The organism is Erysipelothrix anatis, assembly GCF_009828745.1.
Lineage (GTDB): Bacteria > Bacillota_I > Bacilli_A > Erysipelotrichales > Erysipelotrichaceae > Erysipelothrix > Erysipelothrix anatis.
The window spans coordinates 36,777-62,588 of sequence record NZ_WTSX01000008.1 but is presented as its reverse complement, the minus strand read 5'-3'; the positions used below and the strand labels follow the sequence as shown (position 1 = coordinate 62,588).

Sequence of the window (25,812 nt, the reverse complement as noted above, 5' to 3'; positions counted from 1 at the left end):
TATGAAAACAGTTCGTGCACATACAAACATTGCGCTGATTAAGTATTGGGGCAAAAAAGACAATGCGTTAAAAATTCCGCATAATTCGAGTTTATCATTGACACTCGATCAATTCTATACTGAAACACGGGTTGAATACGATGCTTCATTAACACAAGACCAATTTATGTTGGATGGAGCATGGGTTGATGATAAAACCAGCCAACGAGTTTATTGGTTTATGGACCGAATTCGTGAGCGATACGGTATTCAAGAGTATGCCCGCATTATATCGGAAAATCATGTACCGAAAGAAGCAGGACTCGCATCAAGTGCGTCAGCTTTCGCTGCGCTCGCTAAAGCTGCGACTTTAGACTTAAATCTTGATGACAGGGAAATATCAAGACTTGCTCGTTTGGGCTCTGGAAGTGCGTCACGATCGGTCTACGGGGATTTCGTACGATGGAATCGTGGTACTTCTGATGAAGACAGTTTTGCTGAACCAATTACCATGGAGCCCTGGTCTGATTTTAGAATGATTGTTTGTATCTTAAATGATCAGATAAAACCTTTTTCGAGTACGGATGCAATGAACACAACTGTGGCAGACTCACCATATTATGATTCATGGGTTGCATCAACAGAAGCAGATCTCATACAACTGGAAGAAGCTGTCAAAAATCATGATATCGAACGTGTCGGTGAAATTGCACAAACCAATGCATTGAAAATGCATGCCTCTTTAATGGCGGTGAATATGTGGTATTTTGAACCTATGACGGTAGAAATCATGAATCGGGTCCGTCAACTGCAAAAATCAATTCCAGCATACTTTACAATGGACGCTGGGCCAAATGTCAAAATTATGACAACTGCGGCTCATGTTGAAACCATTTTAGAAGCACTGCCATCATCAGTTACAACAGTTGTTTGTAAGTCAGGACCAGGGCTTATCGTTTTATGAGATTCCCTGGGAAATTGTTTTTAATGGGTGAATATGCAGTGATGGAACCAGGGTTTCCATCAGTTGTAATGGCTGTTGATAAAACAATTAATACGAAAATTTGCGCGACAGATGCATTTACAATCGTGAGTCAGTATGGTCAGTTATCCGGTAAGACGCTTTTAACTGATACTGAAGGTATGCGTTATGTATCGGCGGCATTGCGAACTGTCAACCGTTTTTATCCACTTCAAGAACCGTTTCACCTCACCATTGAAAGCGAGTTAGAATCGGTCAATCATCAGAAGTATGGATTGGGTTCGTCAGGCGTTGTAATTGTTGCGGTAATTGCATCGGTCCTTGATTTTTACCAAGTTTCAATATCAAAAACAGAATTATTTAAGATGGCGGTACTGGCACAACTTGAGATGAATGAATTGAGTTCTGGTGGTGATTTGGCTGCAGCGGTCTTTGGTGGCATTATTATCTATGAACGTTATGATGTCCAATGGTTGAAAACTCATCAGTCTTCACCGGATATTCTCCATCTAGAATGGCCCCTCCTTAAGATTGAACCTTTGCAAGATGATATATTTAAAATTCATGTTGGCTGGACGCAGTCCGTCAATAGAACGGTCTCGTATCTTAAAACGTACTATCGACGTGCAGATGAGGATCCTTTGACGTACAGAGCATTATTGTTGGGCTCTAAATCGTGTGTCGATTCATTTATCAACGCTTGGCAAGATAGTAATTATGAAGGAGTTCGTTCATCAATGCATCATTACCGTAAATGGATGCAAGCAGTTGCATCATGGACGCAACTCGATATTGAAACGGTTGCACTAACAGCTCTTATCGAAAAATCAGAAGTTTTAAATTTAGGTGCGAAAATCTCTGGCTCTGGTGGTGGTGACTGCGGAATTGCAATTTACGAGCCCCATAATTATGAAAAAATTATCAAATTAGACATGGAATGGAAAAAAAATGATATTGTATCATTAGATGTAGAGGTATTTAGACATTATGAGTAGTATACGATCCCAACGAAAAGACGATCACGTCGCACATGCATTGGAACAAAACGGTTTCAAAAACGATTTTGAGTTAGTGCGTTTTATCCACAATAGTTTACCGAATATGAATTTTTCGGATGTTGACTTAAGTAGCCATTATTTTGGTCATGCTTTTGAGTATCCGGTTTATATTAATGCGATGACGGGTGGTAGTGATAAAACACGTGAAATCAATCAAAAACTTGCAATGATTGCGAAGCATTTTGGTCTTGCAATGGCCGTGGGTTCGCAGCATGTTGCCTTAGATGATGCATCACAAATTCCAAGTTTTTCAATTGTTCGTGAAACAAACCCAGATGGATTTATAATTGGTAATATTAATGCGAATGCATCAGTCGACGATGCTATCCGTGCGATTCAAATGATTAAAGCAGATGCCTTGGGTATCCACATTAATATTGCGCAAGAAATTACAATGGATGAAGGTGACCGTGACTTTGCACACTGGTTAGATCATATTGAAGCCATTATTCGTAGTGTTGATGTTCCTGTAATCGTTAAAGAAGTAGGCTTTGGCATGAGTGATGAAACAGTCCGTCAATTGCTTGATCGCGGCGTACGCTATGTTGACGTGAGTGGTCGCGGTGGTACCAATTTCATCATGATTGAAAATGCTCGCTCTGAACGAAAACGTTATGATTATCTTGCGGATTGGGGTTTAACACCAGTTGAATCCTTACTCATGACACAGCCCTATCACCATCAAGCACAGATGTTAGCCTCAGGTGGAGTAACGAATCCCTTGGATGTCATGAAACTGCTCCGATTGGGAGCGCATGGTGTTGGTATTTCAGGATACTTCCTCAAAGCAGCACACTTAGAAACAGATGCAATGTTTGATGAAGTCGAACTTTTCCTTGAGGATTTAAAGAAACTCATGGTGCTGATCGGTGCTTCAGACTTAACAGCATTGCGTAAACGTAAAATTCAACTATTAGAGAGATTGGTGATGTACGATGAAACAAAATAAACCCACAATAATAGGGATTGTCCTTGTTTTAGTTGTGGCTTTATTTGCAACATCGTACTTTGTGATTGCGAACCGATGTACTTTAGATGGACAATCGGTATGTTATGACAAAGAAACAGAACGCTTCTTGATCGAAGAGAATGCAACATTAAAGATTCAAGTCGAAAGTGAAGCATTGGGTGAATATGTCGTTGCGACATGGAATGAGGCACATCCTAATCATATTGATGCCATCACCTACGAAGTTGCAGCCCCACTAACTGCAAAGCAATTGAATGAACCCTTTCAAACAGATATCTTGGTAACAAAGCAGAATGATGCAGCGTACTTCCTGGATAAATTCCATGATATGGGTGGGAAACTCGACTCGATCGTTGGATCGAAGATCCCTGTACAAATACAGGATACCATTAATTTAACGGGCTATTATTTTATTCAAAATAGTATCTCGGGTCCAACTTTTGCATACAATGAGACCTTAATGAAATCACTCGGCTATAATATCGAAGACAGTGATACCTCAGGGCTTCCGGATGTTTTTGATTCATGGACAAAAATCATGAACCAAAGTAAAACATTGAATGAACAAGTAGATGTTATTTTTCCTTTGACTTTCACCGATCAACAAAGTTTTTATCCAATGTTAACAGCGGGTCGTTGGACATTGAATTTTACCAAAAAAGGATCCAATCCTGGATTTAATACACGTGAGTTCCGAGAGGGATTAGAACTTATTGATGCGATGGGAGATATCGTCTGGGATCGAACAGTTGCTAAAGATTTCCCAGATCCCAATGCGCCAATTCCAACAGAAACAAAACAAGATGATCATGCAAATGCAAAAGATAGCGAATCGGATGCTCAAAAACCAAGCACTACTCCAGACAAACCAAGTGATTCTGAAAACACGACTGAAACGAACACAGACCAAGCCACGACAGCAGATGGTGATTCTGATGTGAAAGCACCAGTAGTTCCAACAGTTAAACGAAATGTTGCTGAAGAGTTAACATGGCAATATGAAAAAGCATTCTATGAAAACCGAGCTCTTTTCACAATTATTAACGACTTTGATATGGCCGCACAATATGAGGAAAGCACAGGACAAAAATATGTCTATGCACCATTCCCATCCTATCAAGATCACCGTTTATCACCGATGGCAGAGACTGATGGTTATGTAGTTTCAAAAGATGTACAGTATCCTTCAGCTGCAGCAGAAGTCATTCGAATTCTGCGTTCGCCAGAAGCTGTCTCAATTCACAATACATCCACAGGAAAAATCCCAGTATATCATAAAACATATATCGATGAATTGAAGATTGAAGACAGACATACGAAAGAACGTATTTTTGCTTACAATACAAGCGATACTCCGCCTGTCATGGCATTAGATAACAATCCTAATGTGCTCGCGCGTACATTGTACTCAGAGGTTGATATCATGCAACCCTTGCGTGACCTTTATAATGGAAAAATAGATGTCAAAAAAGCGCAAGAAGAAATTCAAAAGCTTGCTGACGAATGGATTGCGAAAAATGATATACTAAAAGAAGCGTAAGCTTCTTTTTTTAATGGAGGTATCTATGAGTACATGGCAAGAACTACTTCAAGAAGAATTTGAAAAACCTTACTTTATTTCATTGACGCAATTTGTTCGTGAACGCCGCCTGGAAGTTCCAGTTTATCCGCCCGAACAAGATGTTTTTGCTGCATTTGATGATACCCCGCTTGATACCGTGAAGGTCGTGATTTTGGGACAAGACCCTTACCATCAACCTGGGCAGGCGATGGGTCTTAGTTTTTCCGTACATAAAGATATTCCACTTCCGAAAAGTCTCATCAATATGTATAAAGAATTAGAACGAGATTTAGGAATTGTTAACACACACGGTGATTTGTCCTCGTGGGCAAAACAAGGTGTCTTCATGCTTAATACAATTTTGACGGTGGAGGAAAGTCAACCGTTGTCACATCAAAAAAAAGGATGGGAGACATTTACGGATACAGTTATTGCAACGCTTGGAAGTCAAGATAAACCAATTGTTTTCGTCTTGTGGGGTAAGAAGGCACAAGAAAAAAAAGTACTGATAAAAAAGCATCATATTTTTGTTGAAAGCAGTCATCCTTCACCATTGGGTGCCTATCGCGGATTTAATGGATCGCGCCCTTTCTCAACTATAAATCACCATTTAGAAGAACTTGGCGAAACGCCAATTGATTGGAGTCTCAATGTATAACGATATTCATATAGCTTTAGATGCGTTGATGCAACGTAAGAACCAAACATACGGCATCGATCACTTTAGAAAACTTTTGAAAAGTATGGGCAACCCCCAAGACCAACTGCAGACCATTCATATTGGGGGAACCAATGGGAAAGGTTCAACTACAAACTACACACGCTCAATCTTGCAAGAAGCAGGGTTTCGTGTGGGAACATTTACATCGCCACATCTCATTGTTCACAATGATCGAATTCGCATCAATAATGTACCAATTGCGGACGATATCTTCTTAAACTATATCAATCAAACATATCCTCTATGGGATGAGCATCATCTGAGCATGTTTGAGATTGATATGTTGATTTCAATTCTCTATTTCTTGGATGAAGGTGTCGATTATGTTATCTATGAAGTAGGTTTAGGCGGCCGTTTGGATGCAACCAATGTAATTAACCCAGAGATATGTGCTATTACGAATATTGGTCTCGATCACCAAGGGATATTAGGTGATACGATTACAGCAATTGCACATGAAAAGGCTGGTATTATCAAAGAGGGTGTGCAGCTTGTCACAACAATCCAAGATCGCGAAGCTTTGGATGTGATGATTAATACGGTGCACGACCACCATGGAAAACTAAAACAATTATGCATTCCTCGTTACAAGCGGGTGGACAAATCCTATTTTTTTGAACATGAAAATGTAACGTATACACTTACGAATCAGGGCAGTTATCAAGTCGGTAATGCAGCATTAGCGGCGTCAATCGTTCGGTTCATAATTCCAGAATTAGCGGCCGATGTCTTTCAACGCGGTGTCCGTCTTGCGTCATGGGCAGGACGTTTTGAAGAAATATTGCCTAATGTTTACGTTGATGGTGCGCACAATGAAATGGGAATTGAGCGTTTGGTTCAAAGTGCTGAGATTTTACCACGTCCACATGTTGCCGTTTTCGCAGCACTTAAGGACAAAGAATATGAGAATATGGTGCATCAACTTACGGAGGCATTTGATACAGTGATTGTTACAGAGTTTGATTTTTTCCGTGCTGCTCGAGCACAAGAACTTGCAGAAAATCAAAATGTCCAAACAATGACACCTTATACACAAGCGATTGATACAGCCCTCGAGAATCAAGGAACAGGGAGTATCATCGTAACGGGTTCACTTTATTTTATTTCGGAAGCACGAGAGTATTTAATTAAAAAGGTCAATGAATGACCTTTTTTTTCACGCTAATGGCACAAATGGAATCGGTAATGTTTTTGTCGATTGATTCATCGGCTTCTTGGTTGCAATTTTATACGCGTTGTATATAATGAACATGAGGAAAACGTTTTCTCGGAGGTTTGCATGAAACGTATTTTATTACAAAATTTTGAGTGGTATATGAAACCAGAAACGAATCTATGGGCAGAAATTGCACGTGATGCTTATCAGTATGCGCAAGATGGAATTACGGAATCATGGTTGCCACCAGCATATAAAGCTAAGAATGGAATTAATGATGTTGGGTATGGAGTCTATGATTTATACGATCTTGGTGAATTTAATCAGAAGAACACGGTTCGGACCAAGTATGGAACATGTTCAGAATATGAGCAAGCAATCAAAGCACTTCAAGCGCAGCGTATTAAAGTCTATGCAGATATTGTCTTAAATCATAAAATGGGTGCTGATGGCGTTGAGCGTGTGAATGCGACGGTATCACATGCCACGAATCGTCTAAATATGAAACACCAAACTGAGATAGAAGCATGGACTGTTTTTAATTTCGATAATCGTAATAACATGTATTCCGATTTTAAGTGGAACAAGCATCATTTCAAAGCAGTGGACTTTGATCATCGCTCTAAGACATCTGAAATCTATCTTTTTGATGGGAAGTCATGGTCTGAGAACATCGATGTTGAGTTAGGAAATTATGACTACCTTATGGGTGCAGATATTGATGTGTCGAACCCTGAAGTGCGCCAACATTTAAAAGATTGGGGTCACTGGTATACCAAGCGTTTCGGTTTGGATGGCTACCGAATTGATGCTGTTAAGCATATTGATTTTGACTTTTATTATGAGTGGCTTCAGGAAATGCAGTCTGAGGCACCGAAGTATGCAGTCGGTGAATATTGGAGCCCTGATTTGCGAGCGCTTCATAACTATCTTCAAGAAACACAGTACAGTATGTCATTGTTTGATGTCCCATTACACTTTAACTTTCATATTGCGAGTTTTCTTGGAGATAACTATGATTTACGAAAAATATTCAATGGCACACTCGTTGCAACACAACCTGATTTTGCAGTTACATTTGTGGACAATCACGATACCCAAGTGGGCCAATCGCTGGAGTCGTATGTCAAACATTGGTTTCGTTATCATGCGTATGCATTGATTCTATTACGTACTGAAGGTGTACCGTGTGTATTTTATCCTGATTATAAAACGCATCTTCCCAAATTGGCACGCATGATGCGCGTATCACATCGACTTAATGGTAAACAGTTCGATATGATTGATGATACTCATGTTATTGGATGGAGTTTTGACGGCGACTATCCTGGGGCGGTCGTCATGAGTAACCGCTACAATAGTATTAAAAAAATGTATGTTGGAAAACAACATGCAGGTAAAGAGTTTGTTGATTTGATGGAACACACTGAAGGTGTGGTAACGATCAATGAGAAGGGAATTGGCTTGTTCCCGGTTGCTGCTAAAGTATGCAGCGTCTATATCACAAAGGAGAATTATCATGAAAGTATTTTATGATACACTTGGAAAATTAACGTGGCGTGAACCCATTAATTTATATTATCATGGTGTGCTAATTGAAAATGGTGTTGTACCTAATTTAGAATTGGGAATTGACCATGTTGTGACGGATCAATTTGGAACGGTCTATCCAATCATCTATCGTGGTATTGTACATACGACTTGGTTTGATACTACCTTTGATGCAACGGATGAGCGCTTAGGCAGTTACGTTGAAGCAGATGAAACGACTTTTAGTGTTTTTGCTCCAACGGCAATTGCAGTATACCTACGCGTAGATAATGCCCGTATTTTAATGCACCGCAAAGATAACGGTGTTTATACGCACACGATTGCACAAAATCTTCATGGGATAATTTATAACTATGAAGTGCATGTCAACGGGGACGTCAATATCACGACAGATATTTACGCAAAAGCATCGATGCCGAATGGTTCTGCCAGTGTAGTGGTTGATTTTAATCAAATGCATCTTGAAACGAATCCAATTGAGTCTCGCTCAGGGGTCATTTTGGAAACTCAGGTTCGTGATTTTTCAATGGACCCGAATGTTGCATTTAAGTATCGTGGTAAGTTCCTTGGCATGCTGGAGTCTTATGGCGACTATGGGATGCAACATATCCTCGATATGGGAGTCAGCCATATTCAGTTGATGCCAATCAATGATTTCGGAAGTATTGACGAACTCAATCCTTTGGAAAACTATAACTGGGGCTATGATCCAATGCAGTATATGGCATTGGAAGGATCATACAGTACCGATCCCAATGATCCACTTCGTGTCATTTCCGAGTTTTCCACATTGGTGAATGGTTATCACAAACACGGTATAGGAGTTAATGTTGACGTTGTTTTTAATCATGTCTATGAAGTCGCACCATCAGCGTTTCATCAAACGGTCCCATACTATTACTTCCGTTACGACAATGTCTTTGAACTTTATAATGGAACATTCTGCGGAAATGAGGTTGCCTCAGAGCGTCCTATGGTTCGAAAAATGATCGTCGATGCATGTCGCTATTATGTTGAAACATTTAGAATTGATGGTTACCGTTTTGATTTGATGGGCATAATGGACATCGACACCATACTCGCAATTCAAGAAGCCATTCCGAATACAACGTTATACGGAGAAGGATGGCATATGGCATCAGGACTCCCTGATAGTCTTAAAGCGAGTATGGAAAATACCGCGAGCTTGCCAAGTATCGGCCATTTCAATGATCAATTCCGAAATCTAGTAGGAGGAGACACGGATGCTCGTAATTTAGGATATGTCGATACGGGGCTGACGCCACTCATAAAAGAAAGTATTTTGGGAAGTAGTAATCTTTTCGCTGACGCTGCTTTAAGTATTAATTACATTGAATGCCATGATAATTATGCCCTTGCAGATAAAGTTGTTTTAAATCATAAGCAGGTGGAAGCCATCGATGTCTTAAATGCCTTGGTGATTTTATCGAAGGGTGTTCCTTTCATGCAAATAGGTCAAAGTTTCTTCCGAAATAAACAACGCAACCATAACTCCTATAATTTACCAGATGCAATAAATCGGATTGATTGGTCTTTTGTGAAGACATATCGCGATTATCATGAAAATGTGAAGCGATTCATTGAATTTAGAACAAAAAACAAAAATTATTCTATAAATTTTGTAGGTGATGAAATTGTGTTCAAAGGTACTCATGGAGCGATATCTGTAACACCTAACAATGTTATCTTCCACGATGAATAATGTAAACGTATACATTTCCCTCTTTACAAATACAAAAGTCTTGTTATAATATGCTTAAGAAAACGATTTCCTAAATCGTGAGGAGGAAGAAGTAGTGAAACGATTTGTTAAAGTTATGACGGTACTTATGGTATCACTAGCACTAGCAGGATGTTCATCAGGCAAGCCAGCATCCGAAACAATTAATCTGAAAGTATGGGGTTCCCAAGATTCTCAAGAGTTCCTATCAAAACGTATTGAGAAGTTCAAAGAACTAAACACGGACAAGACATACAATATTGAATTAGGTGTTGTCGGGGAACCTGACGCACGTGATTATGTAACACAAGATATCGAAGCAGCTGCAGATGTCTTCGCATTTGCTAATGACCAAATCACAGACTTGGTTGAAGCAGGTGCATTATATGAAATCACTAAAGACAAAGAACGTATTGTTAAAGACAATGTTCCGGGATCAGTTGATGCAGCAACAATTGATGGTAAACTTTATGCTTACCCAATGACTGCAGATAATGGATACTTCATGTACTATGACAAGAGTGTCTTCACAGAAGAAGATGTTAAGTCATTAGATTCAATGGTTAAAGTTGCTGAAGAAAAAAATAAAAAAATCTTCATGGACGTTTCAAACGGTTGGTATAATGCATCATTCTTCTTAGGAGCTGGTGGAAAACTTGCTGTTGAAAACGGTAAACAAGTCACTGACTTCAATAATGCTCGTGGACTTCAAGTTGGTGAATACATGCGTTCATTCACAGCATCACCAGCATTCTTAACTGGCGATGACACAGTTTTACAAGCTGGTATGGGTGATACAATTGCTGCTGGTGTATCTGGAACATGGGTTGCAGAATCAATGGAAAAAACATTGGGTGATAACTATGCAGCGACAAAACTTCCAACATTCAACATTGGGGGCGAAGATGTTCAAATGGCAAGCTTCGGTGGTTATAAACTCATGGGTGTTAAAACAAAAACAGAACATCCAATTGAAGCAATGGCATTAGCAGACTTCTTAACAAATGAAGAAAGTCAATTAGAACGTTTCAACACATTGAAACTTGGACCATCAAATATTAAAGCTGCAGAAAGTGAAGCAGTTCAAGCTAACGTTGCATTAAGCGCTTTAGCAGAACAAGCACAATTCGCACACAGTCAAAAGAGTGTCCTTTCAAACTACTGGACACCATCTGAAGCATTCGGCCTTGCACTTGAAGATAAGAATCCTGCACCTATGCAAGAACTCTTAGATCAAATGGTCAAACAAATTCAAGAAGGTGTAATAGAGTAACAATTAGGGGCGTAAGCCCCTTTATTTATTAAGGAGAACGTGAAATGGAGAAACTAACTCTACCGTTTAAAAGGTATATCAACGGATTTGTTAAGGGTGATACAGCCACACGATGCGCATACTTTATCATGGGTTCGGGGGCCTTCTTAAGAAAGCAATTTATAAAAGGATACCTGTATCTATCCGCACAAATTCTATTTGTGTTGTATATGCTACGATTTGGTGTAAACCAGCTCGCAGGGCTCGTGACATTAGGAACTAATGTCCAAGGAAAAGTCTTTGACGAAGCATTGGGGATTTATATTTATACTGAGGGTGATAACTCGATGCTTATGCTTCTATTTGGAGTATTTTGTATCTTTATCATTTTAGGATTTTTACTGATTTACTTTATTAGTGTTAAAGGGGCAATTAACAATCAAAAAATGATTGAAGAAGGGCACCCTTTACCAACATTCAAAGAAGAACTTAAAACACTTCTTAACGAACGCTTCCACATTACAATTTTAGCGCTACCAACAATTTTGACCTTTGCATTCACAATTGCACCGCTAATTTTTATGATTTTAATTGCATTTACCAACTTTGATAAAAATCACCAACCTCCAGGTAATATCTTCGGCTGGGTTGGAATCAAAAACTTTACAGATATGCTCTATAATAATAAAATCATTTCTGGAACATTCTTTGCATTATTGAAATGGACCTTTATTTGGGCAATCTTTGCAACATTCTTGAACTATATCTTTGGAATGTTGTTAGCGATGCTTATCAACGCCAAAGGCATTAAAATTAAAAAATTCTGGAGAACAATTTTTATTGTCTCGATTGCGATTCCGCAATTTGTAAGTTTAATGATAATGAGTCAACTTTTACACGATCTTGGCCCTGTTAATGTCTTGCTTCAAAACTGGGGTATCATCAACGAACCGATTCGTTTCTTAACGAACGGTACATTGGCCAAGATAACAGTTATTGTTGTTAACTTATGGGTTGGGGTTCCTTATACAATGTTAATCACATCTGGAATCCTTATGAACATTCCACAAGATATGTACGAAAGTGCACGAATTGATGGTGCCGGACCGGTCCGCCAATTCTTTAGCATTACGTTACCGTACATGTTAAGTGTTACGACACCTTATCTTATTACACAGTTCATTGGTAACCTCAATAACTTTAACTTAATTTATCTATTAACAGGTGGTGGTCCATTATCCTTGAATTACTACCAAGCTGGTGAAACTGACCTCTTAGTAACGTGGCTCTATAAGCTAACGCTTACAGACAAAAACTACGCACTTGCATCAACGGTCGGTATTATTATCTTCATTATCAGTGCAGTATTATCATTAGTAGTCTTTAGAAGGGTTACATCGAAGGAGAGTGATTTCCAATGATCCGAGGTATTAAAGCAAAACGCCGTGCAACAAGTGCAGCAGGCCATACTGTCCTAACAATCCTAAGTTTTATCTGGTTACTACCAGTAGCATGGGTTGTCATGACATCGTTCCGTGGAGAAGGTGGAGCATTTACAAGTTACATTATTCCTAAAACATGGACACTCGATAACTATACACGTCTGTTTACAGATACGACATTATTTAACTTTCCACGTTGGTTTATGAACACGTTGATTGTTGCTATCTTTACATGTGCGATTTCGACTGTTATTACACTTGCAACATCGTATGCATTTTCACGATTACGCTTCAAATTGCGTAAACCCATGATGAATGTGGTATTAGTTATTGGGATGTTCCCTGGCTTTATGGCAATGATTGCAATTTATTATCTAATTAAAGCAATTGGGTTGGACCAATCACTAGCGGCACTTGTTCTTGTTTATTCAGGTGGAGCAGCGATGGGTTACTATATCTCCAAAGGATTCTTTGATACGATTCCAAAGGCCATCGATGAATCAGCGATTATTGATGGTGCGACTCGTAACGATATTTTCTGGAAAATTACGTTACCACTTTCAAAACCAATTATTGTCTATACTGTATTAACATCATTCTTAGCACCATGGGTCGATTTTATCTTTGTAAGTTTTATCATGCGTGATAACTACAATAACTATACAGTCGCTCTAGGACTCTTCGAGATGTTGAAACGTGAGAACATCTATCAATACTTTACCCGCTTCTGTGCGGCAGCGGTATTGATTGCGATTCCGATTACAATTCTCTTTATCTTTATGCAAAAATACTATGTAACAGGTGTTACCGGAGGCTCTGTTAAAGGATAATGAAAAAATTGAGTTTACTTCTAATCTTAGTCTTAATGATTTCAGGATGTGCATCGTCACAAACATCGTATGTCCATCCTGAAATACCTTCAGTCTATTACGAAATATTTGTTGCATCGTATTATGACAGTAATGGTGACGGTATGGGTGATCTTGATGGTGTTCGTGAGAAACTTCCATATATCCAAGAAACATTGGGGATTTCAAATGTATGGTTTATGCCTGTGATGCCATCACCGTCATATCATAAGTATGATGTCACCGATTATAAGGCAATTGATCCTCAGTATGGGGATTTGGAATCAATGAAAAACTTATTAACCGCAATGGAATCTCGAAGCATGACCTTGATTCTCGATTTGGTACTCAATCATACATCTATTGAGCATCCATGGTTTACCCAGGCAGTTGCTGCGAAACAGACCAACACATGTGATTCAAACAAATATTGTGAATACTACAATTTCAGTGATACGTGGCAAACGGGATATCGTGAATATGCACCGGGTATTTGGTATGAATCGGTGTTCTCTGAACATATGCCAGATTTAAATTTGGATAGTTTAGAAGTGCGCCGTGAAATCTCGGATATCGTTACATATTGGCTCGACATGGGTGTTAAAGGCTTTCGTCTTGATGCAACCAGTCATTATTATGCTGATGATGTAGCGCGTAACAATGAATTTTTAGATTGGCTCAATACTGAAGTAAAAACACATACAAAAGATGCATATATCGTTGCGGAAGCATGGATTCCGAATGCGATTGTAACGGATATGTATGCATCAAATATTGACTCTTTCTTTAATTTTGGTCTCAGCCAAGCCAACGGTATGATTGCAAAGAGCGTGAAAAAAGGTGACGGTCAATCACTTGCACAGTTTGTTGCAGAATATAATCAAGCAATTAAAGTTAATAATGAAAATGCTTTAGATGCACCCTTTTTATCGAATCATGATCAGGGTCGATCCGCAACATACTTTAATGATGTAGATCAACAGAAGATGGCTGCGTCATTATACTTGATGATGCCAGGAAATCCGTTTGTTTACTACGGCGAAGAGATTGGGATGAAGGGAAGCGGTGTTGATGAAAACAAACGCTTGCCTATGGTCTGGTCTCAAAAAGAAACAACGGGTCAAACGAAAGCACCACAAAATGCGGACTATACAGTACCTTTTGATTCGTCAGTTGCGGATCAAGAAAAGGATAAAGCATCGTTACTTAATCATTATGCACACGCAATTAAAATACGGAATAAGTATCCGCAGCTGGTTACGAGCTCACCCACTGCAGTGACATCCAGTGCAGCATTATACGTCATGAGACATGACGATATTACCGTTATTCATAATTTATCGCAGGAATTACAAACGCTGCCAGGCTCGTATTCCATTCTAGATACCATTCAAGGATCTGCAAAAGCATCGTCAGATGGATTGCAAATCGAAGGCATGAGTAGTATTATCGTTAGAGACAAATAAAACAAAAGATATGTGATACTTGCTGAAAAAAGCGTGATTTTCCACGTATTTACAGTCAGGATGCTATAATTAATCAGTGTAAGGGAGGCAACACATGGCCAGTATAAATGATGTCGCTAAAAAAGCAGGCGTAGGGGTTTCAACTGTTTCTAAGGTTTTAAACAACTACAATAATATTAGTGATGCAACACGTGCAAAAGTACTTGCAGCAGTTGAAGAACTCAACTATGTGCCAAACTCCATTGCATCTGCATTATCATCCAAGCAAGGCAAAAGGGTGGCGTTGGTCATTTTTATCAACAACCACCGCCAAGCAATTGATGAAATTAATATGCAGTATCTCTTTGGGGCGATGAATCATTCCAAAGAACTTAAAATTGAAGTAATACCTGTCTTCTCTAATCTTCTTGAAGGAAAGAATGCGAAAGAAATTCTTCAGCATTTTAATTCACTTCGAGTGAGTGCAGTTATCTACTATGGATTATCGAAAGAAGCTGTCTCGTACAAAGAATTGATAGATATGGATGTGTTCCCAAGTGTTGTGGTAGATGCACCAATCATTGGTCCACGAACTAGTTATGTCATGGTTGATCATGAAACGGCCCAATACGATATTGCCGTCAAAATGATCAAACGTCATAAAGCGAAACGTATTTTATATTTGGCTGGACGTCGTGATGGCTATGTCACAGACTTAAGAATGCAAGGTGTTGTGAATGCTTGCGATGAGTTGGGTGTCACCATGAATGCGCAATATGCAAATTTTAGTGAGAAACGGGCACGTGAATTAGTGAAACAACACGCACTAAAATCAGATCTTGTGATCTGTGCTTCAGACCTTACAGCCATTGGGGCTGTACATGGACTGAAGGAGATCGAAGAATTCCGCCCAGTTTGTGGATTTGACGGGATTACACTATTAGGGTATATTAACTATAAAATTGATACGGTACGTCAAGATTTCTACCAGGTATCGGTAAATGCGATGAATGCAGTGAGCCGCTTACTCCAAGGAAACCCATCTGAAGAAATCTTAATGGACTATGAACTGACTACGATATCATACGATGATGTCATCATGTAATAACTAGGGCGAAAGCCCTAATTATTAACATCTTTTAGAAAACGTTTTCGGAGGAAACCCATGATAAAACAAGAATTAGAACATATTTTAGATACGGATATGCGTACTGTATCGGTCGATAAATTATACGAAGCTGTGCTTGAAATTGCACAAAATCGCATTGCTAAAGTACCAGCTGTGACGGGCGAACGCAGCGTCTACTACATGTCGGCAGAGTTTCTAATTGGAAAACTATTATCCAATAATTTAATGAATTTAGGCATCTATGATGAAGTTCGCGATGTGTTAGCTGCGAATGGTCGCGATATTTCTGAAGTTGAAGATTATGAACCAGAACCATCACTAGGAAATGGTGGATTAGGACGACTTGCAGCGTGCTTTATGGATTCAATCGCAACATTAGGACTGAATGGCCAAGGGCTCGGTTTAGTCTACCACTACGGTCTGTTCCGCCAAGTGTTCCGGAATCGACTTCAAGCTGAAGAAAAAGATACGTGGTTGGACAAACCAGGTTGGTTACGTAAGACTGATTTTACAGTGCCCGTACAAATTGGCGATGTCGCAGTGACGGGTCGTATGTATGAAATTGACGTACTCGGATATAACGGTGAAAAAGCACCGCTTCGTTTATTCGATCTTGAGTCAATTGATGATTCAATCATTACAGAAGGAATTCGTTTTGATGAGCGTGCTGTGGACAAGAACCTCACATTATTCTTATATCCAGATGACTCAACCGAAGAAGGGTTACGTCTTCGCTTTGCACAACAGTATTTTATGGTTTCTGGGGGACTTGCGTGGATCTTAGAAGAACACAAAGACCATCTTGACCGTTTGGATTCTTATGCAACCATTCAAATTAACGATACACACCCATCGATGGTCATCGTGTTACTTTTAAAAGCCTTGTTGGCAGATGGTATAGCATTTGATCGTGCCGTTGAAATTATTTCAAACACCTGTGCGTACACCAACCATACAATTTTGGCAGAAGCACTTGAAAAATGGCCACTCGCATACTTTGAAGCAGTTGATGCAAGTTTAGTACCATTATTACATCAACTTCAAGATCTTGCGGCAGCACGAAGCAATGATGCTCGTACTGCGGTTATTGATCACGAAGGACGTGTACATATGGCGTCACTTGCAATCCATTTCAGTAAATCAACCAATGGTGTTGCAGCCTTACATACAGAAATCTTAAAAAACAGTGAACTCAAACCGTTCTTTGATATGTATCCTGACCGATTTAATAATAAGACTAATGGAATTACATTCCGTCGTTGGCTCCAACATACCAACCGACCGCTAACTGAATTTATCGAAACACGTATTGGTGATGGATTTAAGCAGGATGCTATGGAATTATTGAAGTTAGAGCGTTTTGTGGATGATGAAGCAAGCCTTCAAGAATTACTAACGATCAAACATACGAAGAAAGAAGACCTTGCTGCATATATTGAAAAGACGGAAGGCATTAGTGTTAATGCGGATGCTATTTTCGATATTCAAATTAAACGTCTTCATGAATACAAACGCCAACAAATGAATTTACTCTATGCAATTCACATGTACCATGAAATTAAAGCGGGATATGTTCCAACACGTCCACTTACAATGTTCTTTGGTTCGAAAGCAGCACCTGCCTATACGATCGCTAAGGACATTATTCACGCTTTACTCACGCTATCCAAAGTGATTGCGGATGACGAACTCGTAAGCCAATACTTACAAATTGTCTTTGTGGAAAACTACAATGTATCGAAGGCCGAAATGTTGATTCCTGCATGTGATATCTCTGAGCAAATTTCGCTTGCATCTAAAGAAGCAAGTGGAACAGGAAACATGAAATTTATGCTGAATGGCGCTTTAACACTGGGAACTATGGATGGCGCTAACGTTGAAATCAGCGAACTTGTAGGTGATGAAAATATTTATATCTTTGGTGAATCCAGTGATACGATTATCGAACACTATGCGAAAGCTGATTATGTATCAAGAGATTATTATGAAAAGAGCCCTCAAATTAAACAGGCCGTTGATTTTATCAATGGACCGTTAATGCTTGCAAGTGGAACAAAAGAAAATCTTGATCGCTTGCATCATGAACTAATTAGCAAAGACTGGTTCATGACTTTGATTGACCTTGAAGCATACATTGCAACTAAAAACACAATGATTGCGGACTATGAAGACCGCATGACCTGGGCTAAGAAGACATTAATTAATATTGCACGCGCAGGTTTCTTCTCAAGCGACCGTACGATTGCGGAATACAATCGTGATATTTGGAAGGTATAGTATGACACAGACAAGACGCGCTGGTGTCCTGATGCCGGTGTCCAGTTTTGAAGGGACACTTGGCATCGGTGACTTTGGATCAAGTGCTTATACTTGGATTCAAAATCTCGCAAAAACAAACGCAACTATTTGGCAAATCTTGCCACTAAACCCTGTCGGATATGGAAACAGTCCATACCAAACGTATTCATCGTTTGCAGGCGATGAAATTTATATATCGATCGAGAAGCTATATGCAACCTTGCAACTCGAGTTTGACCAAGAACCTGTTTTTGGCAAGCGCGTCAATTTTGGAGCTGTTCGTACTTTGAAAACAGCATACCTTCGTAATGCATTCCAACATTTTAAGAAAGATGCGTCTTATGATGCCTTTCTTGAAGTAGCGGTAACGTGGCTTGATGAGTATGTGACATTTATTGCTCTTAAAAAATTGAACGATAATGCGTCATGGACAGAATGGAAAGTCATGAAGGTTTCAGAGTCCGAGCTCGAATACGAACGTTTTGTTCAATATGTATTCTACATGCAGTGGATGGACCTTAAAAAGTATGCGAATGACTTAGGTATTCGCGTCGTTGGTGATATTCCGATTTACTTAGGTCATGACTCTGCTGAGGTATATCATCATCGCGATCAGTTTTTATTGAACCGTGATGGCACACCAGCTTGGGTTGCGGGTGTTCCGCCTGACTATTTTAGTACTGAAGGTCAGTTGTGGGGAAATCCTATTTATGATTGGAAAGCTATGGCACATAATGACTATGCGCTTTGGGCAGATCGTTTACGATGGAATCAAGAAATGTTTGATGTGATTAGGATTGATCACTTCCGTGCTTTTGATACCTATTGGATCATACCGGGAGAAAGTGAAACCGCACGCATTGGCGAATGGAAAATAGGTCCACGCAATCATTTCTTCGATGCTATGTACCGTCAAATTGAAAATTTGGAACTTGTAGTCGAGGATTTGGGTGATTTACGACCGGAAGTTCTTGAACTTCGTGATGACTACGATCTCATGGGTATGAAGATAATTCAATTCAATCTCAATCCGCATGAGCTTGAAGCCAACGCCCTTGTTGATTCGAATATTCTTGTTTACACAGGAACGCATGATAATCAAACTATGGCAGATTGGACGGATGAACTCACCATAAAAAAATATAAAGAAATTACCAAAAATCTTAAGGATCTTGGCCACGATTACCCATCGCTATGGCAACAAGTCGCATCGTATACACTCTCACTAAATGCGAACTGGGCGATTCTGCCGATTCAAGATCTTATGGGACTTGATAATGAAGCACGAATCAATGAACCGGGAACAATTGGGTCTCCTAACTGGGAATGGAAACTCGATTTAAATACCGATCTCACTGATGCCTTTCAATTTCTAGCAACGCTTGTCACAGCGTTTGACAGAGTTGTTGATTAAAAACATACAATCTCCTTAAAAGACCTACACCTGTAGGTCTTTATTATTCCCCGCATAAACTATATAATATAAAAAAAGGGGGCTTTATTTATGTGTACAAGTGTTTCATTAAAGAGTCGTGATGATTTGCATTTACTTGCACGAACCATGGACTTCTCATATGATCTCTCACCAGAAATGACGATAATTCAGCGTGATTATCCACTGAAATTTGGTTTGCTTGATCAACCATTAACCAATCATTTCGCATTCTTAGGTTTATCTAAAAATATTGGCGATCATATTATGGCAGACGGATTGAATGAGTATGGACTTGCAGCTGCAGTACTATATTTTGAAGGCTATGCTCATTACAATGATCAAAAAGAGGGTGCACTCAACCTTATGTCCCATGAAATTGTAAACTGGATTCTTGCATCGTATACTTCGATTGAAGAAGTGGTAGAAGCTTTTGGTCGCATTAATATTACCAATGATGCCAATCCTATGTTAGGGATTGCATCGCCATTGCACTGGGTGTTTACCGATGCAACAGGACGCAGCATCATCGTAGAACCGTTAAAAGACGGACTTAAAATCCATGAAAACAAACTGGGTGTTATGGCTAACAGTCCGGATTACGACTGGCATAAAACAAATATTCGTAACTATATAGGAGTTAATCCAAAACAAGTAGAACCTGTTGAACTCTTTGAAGAAACCTTTAAGCCATTTGGGCAGGGATCGGGTACCTTTGGTTTACCTGGCGATTACAGTCCACCTTCACGATTCATTCGTACGCTTTTTGCGAAATTAACACGCGTGCCAAACTATGGCGAGGAAGATCTAGTCAACAGCGCATATCATATTCTAAGCGGTGTTGATATTATGAAAGGATCCGTTGTGACACAACGTAACTCCTTAGACTACACGCAATACACTACATGTATGATGACAAATACGCGTACGTATTACTTTAAGATGTACAACAACTCACAAATCGTTCGCGTAAATCTTAACGACTTCACGCTGGATGGGCAAGATGCCTTAAGTCATCCTGTACCAACCCAACAAGTATTTGGTTCAATAAAATAATAAAGAGAAAGGCCGTAAGGCCTTTTTTGTATGTCTATTTACTTTAACAATGCCCACTTTGCCAATACCATCTTGTGGTATGACATATGCAGATCATCTGTTCTACTTATAGTTAAAAAAAGCAACACATCGACATGTGTTGCTTGCTTCATTATAAAACTTTACTGAGGAATTCTTGAGTACGAGGGCTTGTTGGATTATCGAAAATTTGAGAAGGTGTTCCAGCTTCTTCAATAATACCGCCGTCCATGAACAATACGGTATCACTGATGTGTTTCGCAAAGTTCATTTCGTGTGTTACGATCACAATAGTCATTCCCGAGTCTGCTAATTGATTGATAACATCCAAAACATCTTTTACCATTTCAGGGTCTAATGCACTGGTTGGTTCATCAAAGAGCATGACATCAGGATTCATCGCCAAGGCGCGCACAATCGCTAACCGTTGTTTCTGACCCCCTGATAGTTTCGTTGGGAAAGTATCAGCCTTGTCAGCCAATCCAACGCGCTCTAGGAGTTCTAATGCTTGTGCTTTAGCATCTTCCTTAGAAATACCTTTCTCAAGTGTAGGAGCTAATGTGATGTTCTCAAGTACCGTTAAATTGGGAAAGACGTTGAAGTGTTGGAAGACCATTCCAATTTCTTGGCGAATCTTGTCCAGTGATTTCCCTTTAGCACTTAAGACTTGTTCTTTAAATTCAATCGTTCCATCTGTCGGAACTTCGAGAAGATTCAAGCATCTTAGAAATGTCGATTTACCCGATCCTGAAGGCCCGATAATTGAAATAACTTGACCTTTGTTGATGGTGAAGTCGATGCCTTTGAGGACTTCGAGACTACCATAGTTCTTTTTAAGATTTTTAATTTTGATGAGTTCGTTAGTCATGGTTTGTTTGTCCTTTCTTTTCAAAGTATTGAACAACTTTTGAAAGTGAGAATGTCAGAATAAAGTAGATAACCCCAACAATCATTAATGCTTCAAGTTTCATGTGTGTTGCAGCTGAAACAATGGATTGTGATGTCATTAAACTGTTAATAAAGAAGATAGATGCTAATGATGTTTCTTTAATCATTGTGATAAATTCGTTTCCAAGTGCCGGTAAGATATTTTTAACGGCTTGTGGCATAATAACTTTAATCATCATGTTGCGATCAGAAAGACCCAAGCTCTTCGCAGCTTCAAATTGTCCTTTGTCGACAGCTTGAATTCCAGCACGGAAGATTTCTGCAACGTAGGCACTGGAGTTGAAGATTAAGGCAAAGATGACCCACATTTGATCACTAATACCATTCGGGAAGAACTGTGCCCCTCCAAATACAAATAAGTAGAGTTGTAAGAGAATTGGCGTTCCACGTACTAGTTCAATATATGCAGTCGCAAACCATTGTAATGGTTTAAACTTCGACATTTTAGCGAGAGCAAGTAATGCTCCACCAATTGTTCCGAAGAAGACAACGATTAGTGATAACCAAATTGTTCCCAATGTTCCTTGCCAGAAGACATTTCCGTAGGCTCCTAACAATGTAAAGACATTTGGTTTAGCGGCACCAAGTTCTCCAACCTGTGCAGATAATGCTTTCGCATCACTTAACCATTGTGTATAAAGACCAGCGTCTTTAACTGCGATAATGCTTGTATTGACTGCTTCAAGTAATTCTGGTTCACCCAATGGCATGATAACCATTGTACCGATGGCATCGCTAACTGCAAAGAGTGTATCACTAAGTTTAAGTTCTGGATTGTTGGCAAGGAAACCTTCACCTGATTTACAGCTTACCGCAACAGCGTCTGTCTTACCAGCTTTTAGTTCTAATGCACCGTCTTCTAGAGCTGTAACGAATCGAACGTTAGCCCCTGGGAGTTGTTGCTCCGTATATTGTTGTTGGACTGAACCGTTTTGAACGGTAACTGTCGCATTATTGAAATCATCAAGTGATGTGAATGTATTGTCAGAACGAACGAGGAATCCTTGGCAAAGGGATTCGGAGTTATCGTAAGGTTCGCTGAACTGAATAACTTTAGCACGGTCATCTGTATACGTAAAACCGGATAATCCGATATCAAATTTACGTTCTTTGACAGCCGTCGGGATGTCATCAAAATTCATCGCTTTAACGGTTAACTTAACCCCTAAGTCATCCGCAATTTGTTGGGCAAGATCGATGTCAGCACCAACGTATTGATCTTGACCTAATTTTGAAGGATCAATAAACTCGAATGGCGCATAGTCAGGGGAAGTTCCAACAATGAGTTCTCCACGTTGTTGAATTTCCTCAAGCATATTTTGAGGTGGTGCGGTCTCAGTTGATGTTGTATTTGCACCACACGCTGTGAGGACTAACACCATGATGAGACTTAATAATAGTTTCTTCATATTCTTTCTCTCCTTATAATAAAAAAACTCTAGACAAGATTTGTCTAGAGACGAAGTTATCGCGGTACCACTCTAATTGCTAAATATCATTTAGCCACTCTTTTTGGTAACGCAGTATCTGCGGGTTTTGCTACTTCAGTTCACATAACCATCTTCCAAGTGCGGTTCATTATTGTTGAGTCACTAAGCTTCCACCATCCTTAGTTCGCTATCACATCCCAATAATTACTCTCTTGTTCTTTGATGTTATTGATGATCTAGAAATAAAAAAATCTCTAGATATTTGTATCTAGAGACGTCATTAACGCGGTGCCACTCTAATTGCTTATCATGTATGATAAACCACTTTCCTATAACGCTAGGTTGGCGATTAGACCTACTAAGTTCAATCTAATATCTCCCAAGTGCGGTTCGACTTATTGTTTCCTATCAGGCTTCCACCAACCCTGACTCGCTTGAGGCATTCTTAAGTTTACTCTCTTGTTCAACGATTTAAGAGTAATATACTAGGTTTCACTTGGATTGTCAAACTTTATTATTATTTATTTTGATGTGGTTTTTGAGATGACAGATCGAACCATCTCTAAACGAACCTCTTTGTCAGCAATATCTTCGTCAGAATAATGTGTTAGGTCAATGCCAATTACACGGTAGTGATGCTGCAAGTAAAAGTTAATTGCTGGGACATTACACGTCTGTGTTTCTAATACTACTTCGCGACATCCACGTGTTTGTGCAAATTCATACGCGGTGTTCATAAGCAGTGTTCCGACACCTTTTCCACGTGCGTGTTCGACTACCAAAATTTCGGATAACCGTACTCGTTGATGCCAAGTTTCCACACCAACTTCGAGATACCCAACAATCTGTTCATTGTCATCTATTGCCGCAAATACATGGGCATCTTCAAGATGATCTGGAAACAACGCACCTGTAAATGATTTGTTTATTGGGCTCGTAAACTGTTTTTTAACCAAGCGCACACTAAATAGTTCTTGTGGATCCACGAGAACATCATAATAAGCATCTGTAGTGTAGTTAAACTGTAAGACGACTCCTTGATACACTTGCCGGTCTAAGGTGATTATTTTCATAGGGATGCACCACTTTCTATCTGTACACTAATCATACCAAAAGTGACGATTTATTCACACGTATTTAAGTGTCCTCAGTTATAATGAAGGTATGAAAATATTCCTATTAGAAGATGACGCAGGCATCGTATATGGATTGCGTAAATATTTTAAAAATAACAACTGGGATCTAACAGTTGCTTTTAGTGTTCAAGAGGGAGAACGGTTATTAAACAATACTTTTGATATCATCATTTTAGATGTTGGTTTACCGGATGGGAATGGGCTTGATTTTGCACGTTATGTTCGAAGTCAGTTTGAAACGCCCATCATTTTCCTCACAGCTATGGATGACGAAATTACCATCTTAGAAGGATTCAGTATTGGGGCTGATGACTACATTACAAAACCATTTCGTTTAGCGGAATTAGATAGTCGTATTCGTGCTATTGCGAAGCGTTCTTTGGCACTGCGGATTCATGATGGTGATATAACCATTCACTTGAGTAATGCGACAGTGTACTATCAAAAGACGCTCATCATGCTTAGCGTTCAAGAATATCGATTACTCGTGATGTTTGTGGAGCATAAAGGGGAAATTGTAAGTCGAGAAAGATTGAATCAGATGTTATGGCAAGGATCTCAATATATAACGGACAATGCACTTACAGTTACGATTAAACGGCTTCGCGAGAAACTTGCGAACATACGGGTTATCGAATCCGTTCATGGAAAAGGATACCGCTACTTATGAAACAATTTCGAAATCGTGATGTCAAAAAGTTTTTGATCCAAGTTAGTATTGGATTTTTTGTTGCAGTTGTTATTGAACACTTATTACCGTTTGCGGGGCTTATTTTTTTTGCTGTATTTTCGACAATCTGTTTCTATCAGTTTGTACGCCAACGAAACCAAGCAATAGAAGGTGTAGTCGCATACCTACGAACATTAAATAGCGGAGATTACCATCACGATATTCAGGCATATGAAGAAGGGGAATTGTCTACATTGCATGCCGAGTTGAATAAAACGATGATTGCGATGAAAGGGACAGCATATCAACTACAACTACAAAAACAAGGCTTGAAAAAAGCAATGGAAGATATTTCGCATCAGCTAAAGACGCCGCTAACTGCTTTATCGATAATGGTGGAGGTCGAAACATTGGAACCAGAACTTTCTGAGACTATGTCCCTACAACTACGTCGTATGGAAAATCTTGTTTTGTCTTTAAATAAAATCGTTCAATTAGAGACTCATATGATTGTATTCAAGCTTGAACGCATTTCGCTCAATAATTTGATGACACAATTACTTACGGCAATAGAACCACAGCTTTATGAAGCTGAACTAACCGTTAATAATTTACTCCATGACATGATAATTCAGTGTGATTATAATCAAACATATGAGGCATTGTCGAATGTTTTAGTAAATAAAATAAGATATGCAAAAACTATGATTACGATCCAAACCCGCAAGAGTGGTAGGGCAACTGAGGTTGTCATCAAAGATGATGGTGTTGAAATTTCACCGCGCGATCGTGAACGGATTTTTGAAAGATTTTATAGTGGGATGAATAAAGCACCAGATAGTGTTGGTATCGGTCTGTCTATGGCTCGAGAAATTATGCACCAGCAACACGGAGCGCTTTATGTCGAAGCTGATAATTCCTTTGTTTTTCGTTTTTTAAGTGTGACGGAAGTGTCATAACTGTAGGTACTTGTTTGACTTAGAATTGGG

General features: G+C 39.3%; 21 protein-coding genes and 2 other annotated features. Of the genes, 18 read left to right on the top strand and 3 right to left on the bottom strand.

Annotated features, from left to right (window positions below; translation table 11 throughout):
- The first annotated feature begins 1 nt into the window (after position 1).
- From mvaD to GVV19_RS07045, 16 genes are all read left to right on the top strand, one after another.
- Positions 2–943 carry a diphosphomevalonate decarboxylase gene (gene mvaD / locus GVV19_RS07120; protein ID WP_159646681.1) on the top strand — a complete coding sequence of 314 codons (942 nt, stop codon included), beginning with the start codon at positions 2–4 and terminating at the stop codon, positions 941–943.
- Positions 940–1,956, top strand: a complete 1,017-nt coding sequence (locus GVV19_RS07115; protein WP_268891706.1) for a phosphomevalonate kinase — start codon at positions 940–942, stop codon at positions 1,954–1,956. The genes mvaD and GVV19_RS07115 overlap by 4 nt, the downstream gene beginning before the upstream one ends.
- On the top strand, positions 1,949–2,968 hold the full coding sequence (gene fni, locus GVV19_RS07110) for a type 2 isopentenyl-diphosphate Delta-isomerase (RefSeq protein WP_207948894.1): 1,020 nt from the start codon (positions 1,949–1,951) through the stop codon (positions 2,966–2,968). The genes GVV19_RS07115 and fni overlap by 8 nt, the downstream gene beginning before the upstream one ends.
- On the top strand, positions 2,955–4,529 hold the full coding sequence (locus GVV19_RS07105; protein ID WP_159639505.1) for a type 2 periplasmic-binding domain-containing protein: 1,575 nt from the start codon (positions 2,955–2,957) through the stop codon (positions 4,527–4,529). The genes fni and GVV19_RS07105 overlap by 14 nt, the downstream gene beginning before the upstream one ends.
- A gap of 13 nt (positions 4,530–4,542) precedes the next feature.
- Positions 4,543–5,208 (top strand): uracil-DNA glycosylase, encoded by a 666-nt coding sequence (gene ung / locus GVV19_RS07100; protein WP_328598621.1) that lies wholly within the window; start codon positions 4,543–4,545, stop codon positions 5,206–5,208.
- A complete protein-coding gene (locus tag GVV19_RS07095) occupies positions 5,201–6,418 on the top strand; it encodes a bifunctional folylpolyglutamate synthase/dihydrofolate synthase (protein WP_159646675.1) in 1,218 nt (405 codons plus the stop codon). Before ung ends, GVV19_RS07095 begins: the two co-directional genes overlap by 8 nt.
- Positions 6,419–6,550: 132 nt before the next feature.
- Entirely contained in the window at positions 6,551–7,963 is a 1,413-nt protein-coding gene (locus GVV19_RS07090) for an alpha-amylase (protein WP_159639502.1), read from the top strand.
- Entirely contained in the window at positions 7,947–9,701 is a 1,755-nt protein-coding gene (locus GVV19_RS07085) for an alpha-amylase family glycosyl hydrolase (protein ID WP_159646673.1), read from the top strand. The genes GVV19_RS07090 and GVV19_RS07085 overlap by 17 nt, the downstream gene beginning before the upstream one ends.
- A gap of 94 nt (positions 9,702–9,795) precedes the next feature.
- On the top strand, positions 9,796–10,992 hold the full coding sequence (locus tag GVV19_RS07080; RefSeq protein WP_159646671.1) for an extracellular solute-binding protein: 1,197 nt from the start codon (positions 9,796–9,798) through the stop codon (positions 10,990–10,992).
- Between the two features lie 44 nt (positions 10,993–11,036).
- Entirely contained in the window at positions 11,037–12,392 is a 1,356-nt protein-coding gene (locus GVV19_RS07075) for a carbohydrate ABC transporter permease (RefSeq protein ID WP_159639499.1), read from the top strand.
- Positions 12,389–13,243, top strand: coding sequence for a sugar ABC transporter permease (locus GVV19_RS07070; RefSeq protein WP_201288199.1), 855 nt, complete (start codon positions 12,389–12,391; stop codon positions 13,241–13,243). The genes GVV19_RS07075 and GVV19_RS07070 overlap by 4 nt, the downstream gene beginning before the upstream one ends.
- On the top strand, positions 13,243–14,727 hold the full coding sequence (locus GVV19_RS07065) for an alpha-amylase family glycosyl hydrolase (RefSeq protein ID WP_159646669.1): 1,485 nt from the start codon (positions 13,243–13,245) through the stop codon (positions 14,725–14,727). Before GVV19_RS07070 ends, GVV19_RS07065 begins: the two co-directional genes overlap by 1 nt.
- A gap of 94 nt (positions 14,728–14,821) precedes the next feature.
- Positions 14,822–15,811: a LacI family DNA-binding transcriptional regulator gene (locus tag GVV19_RS07060; protein ID WP_159637659.1), complete on the top strand. Its 990-nt coding sequence runs from the start codon at positions 14,822–14,824 to the stop codon at positions 15,809–15,811.
- A 60-nt stretch (positions 15,812–15,871) separates the two neighbouring features.
- Complete coding sequence (glgP, locus tag GVV19_RS07055; RefSeq protein ID WP_159646667.1) at positions 15,872–18,112, top strand: glycogen/starch/alpha-glucan family phosphorylase; 2,241 nt, start codon at positions 15,872–15,874, stop codon at positions 18,110–18,112.
- Position 18,113: 1 nt separating this feature from the next.
- A complete protein-coding gene (gene malQ, locus GVV19_RS07050; protein ID WP_159646665.1) occupies positions 18,114–19,547 on the top strand; it encodes a 4-alpha-glucanotransferase in 1,434 nt (477 codons plus the stop codon).
- A gap of 90 nt (positions 19,548–19,637) precedes the next feature.
- Complete coding sequence (locus GVV19_RS07045; RefSeq protein WP_159646663.1) at positions 19,638–20,621, top strand: choloylglycine hydrolase family protein; 984 nt, start codon at positions 19,638–19,640, stop codon at positions 20,619–20,621.
- Between the two features lie 151 nt (positions 20,622–20,772).
- Here GVV19_RS07045 and GVV19_RS07040 read toward each other — a convergent pair whose 3' ends face one another.
- The 3 genes from GVV19_RS07040 to GVV19_RS07030 all read right to left on the bottom strand — a co-directional run bounded on the left by GVV19_RS07040 (position 20,773) and on the right by GVV19_RS07030 (position 24,090).
- Complete coding sequence (locus tag GVV19_RS07040; RefSeq protein ID WP_159646661.1) at positions 20,773–21,507, bottom strand: amino acid ABC transporter ATP-binding protein; 735 nt, start codon at positions 21,505–21,507, stop codon at positions 20,773–20,775.
- Complete coding sequence (locus tag GVV19_RS10815; protein WP_159639493.1) at positions 21,500–22,996, bottom strand: ABC transporter substrate-binding protein/permease; 1,497 nt, start codon at positions 22,994–22,996, stop codon at positions 21,500–21,502. Before GVV19_RS10815 ends, GVV19_RS07040 begins: the two co-directional genes overlap by 8 nt.
- A 43-nt stretch (positions 22,997–23,039) precedes the next feature.
- Positions 23,040–23,246 (bottom strand) — a binding site (T-box leader).
- 38 nt (positions 23,247–23,284) lie between these two features.
- Positions 23,285–23,493, bottom strand: a binding site (T-box leader).
- A 45-nt stretch (positions 23,494–23,538) separates the two neighbouring features.
- Positions 23,539–24,090, bottom strand: coding sequence for a GNAT family N-acetyltransferase (locus tag GVV19_RS07030; protein WP_159646659.1), 552 nt, complete (start codon positions 24,088–24,090; stop codon positions 23,539–23,541).
- A 91-nt stretch (positions 24,091–24,181) separates the two neighbouring features.
- Between GVV19_RS07030 and GVV19_RS07025 the strand changes: the two genes are divergently transcribed.
- Both GVV19_RS07025 and GVV19_RS07020 read left to right on the top strand, forming a co-directional pair.
- Complete coding sequence (locus GVV19_RS07025) at positions 24,182–24,823, top strand: response regulator transcription factor (RefSeq protein ID WP_159637574.1); 642 nt, start codon at positions 24,182–24,184, stop codon at positions 24,821–24,823.
- Positions 24,820–25,782 carry a sensor histidine kinase gene (locus tag GVV19_RS07020; protein ID WP_159646658.1) on the top strand — a complete coding sequence of 321 codons (963 nt, stop codon included), beginning with the start codon at positions 24,820–24,822 and terminating at the stop codon, positions 25,780–25,782. Before GVV19_RS07025 ends, GVV19_RS07020 begins: the two co-directional genes overlap by 4 nt.
- Positions 25,783–25,812: the final 30 nt, after the last annotated feature.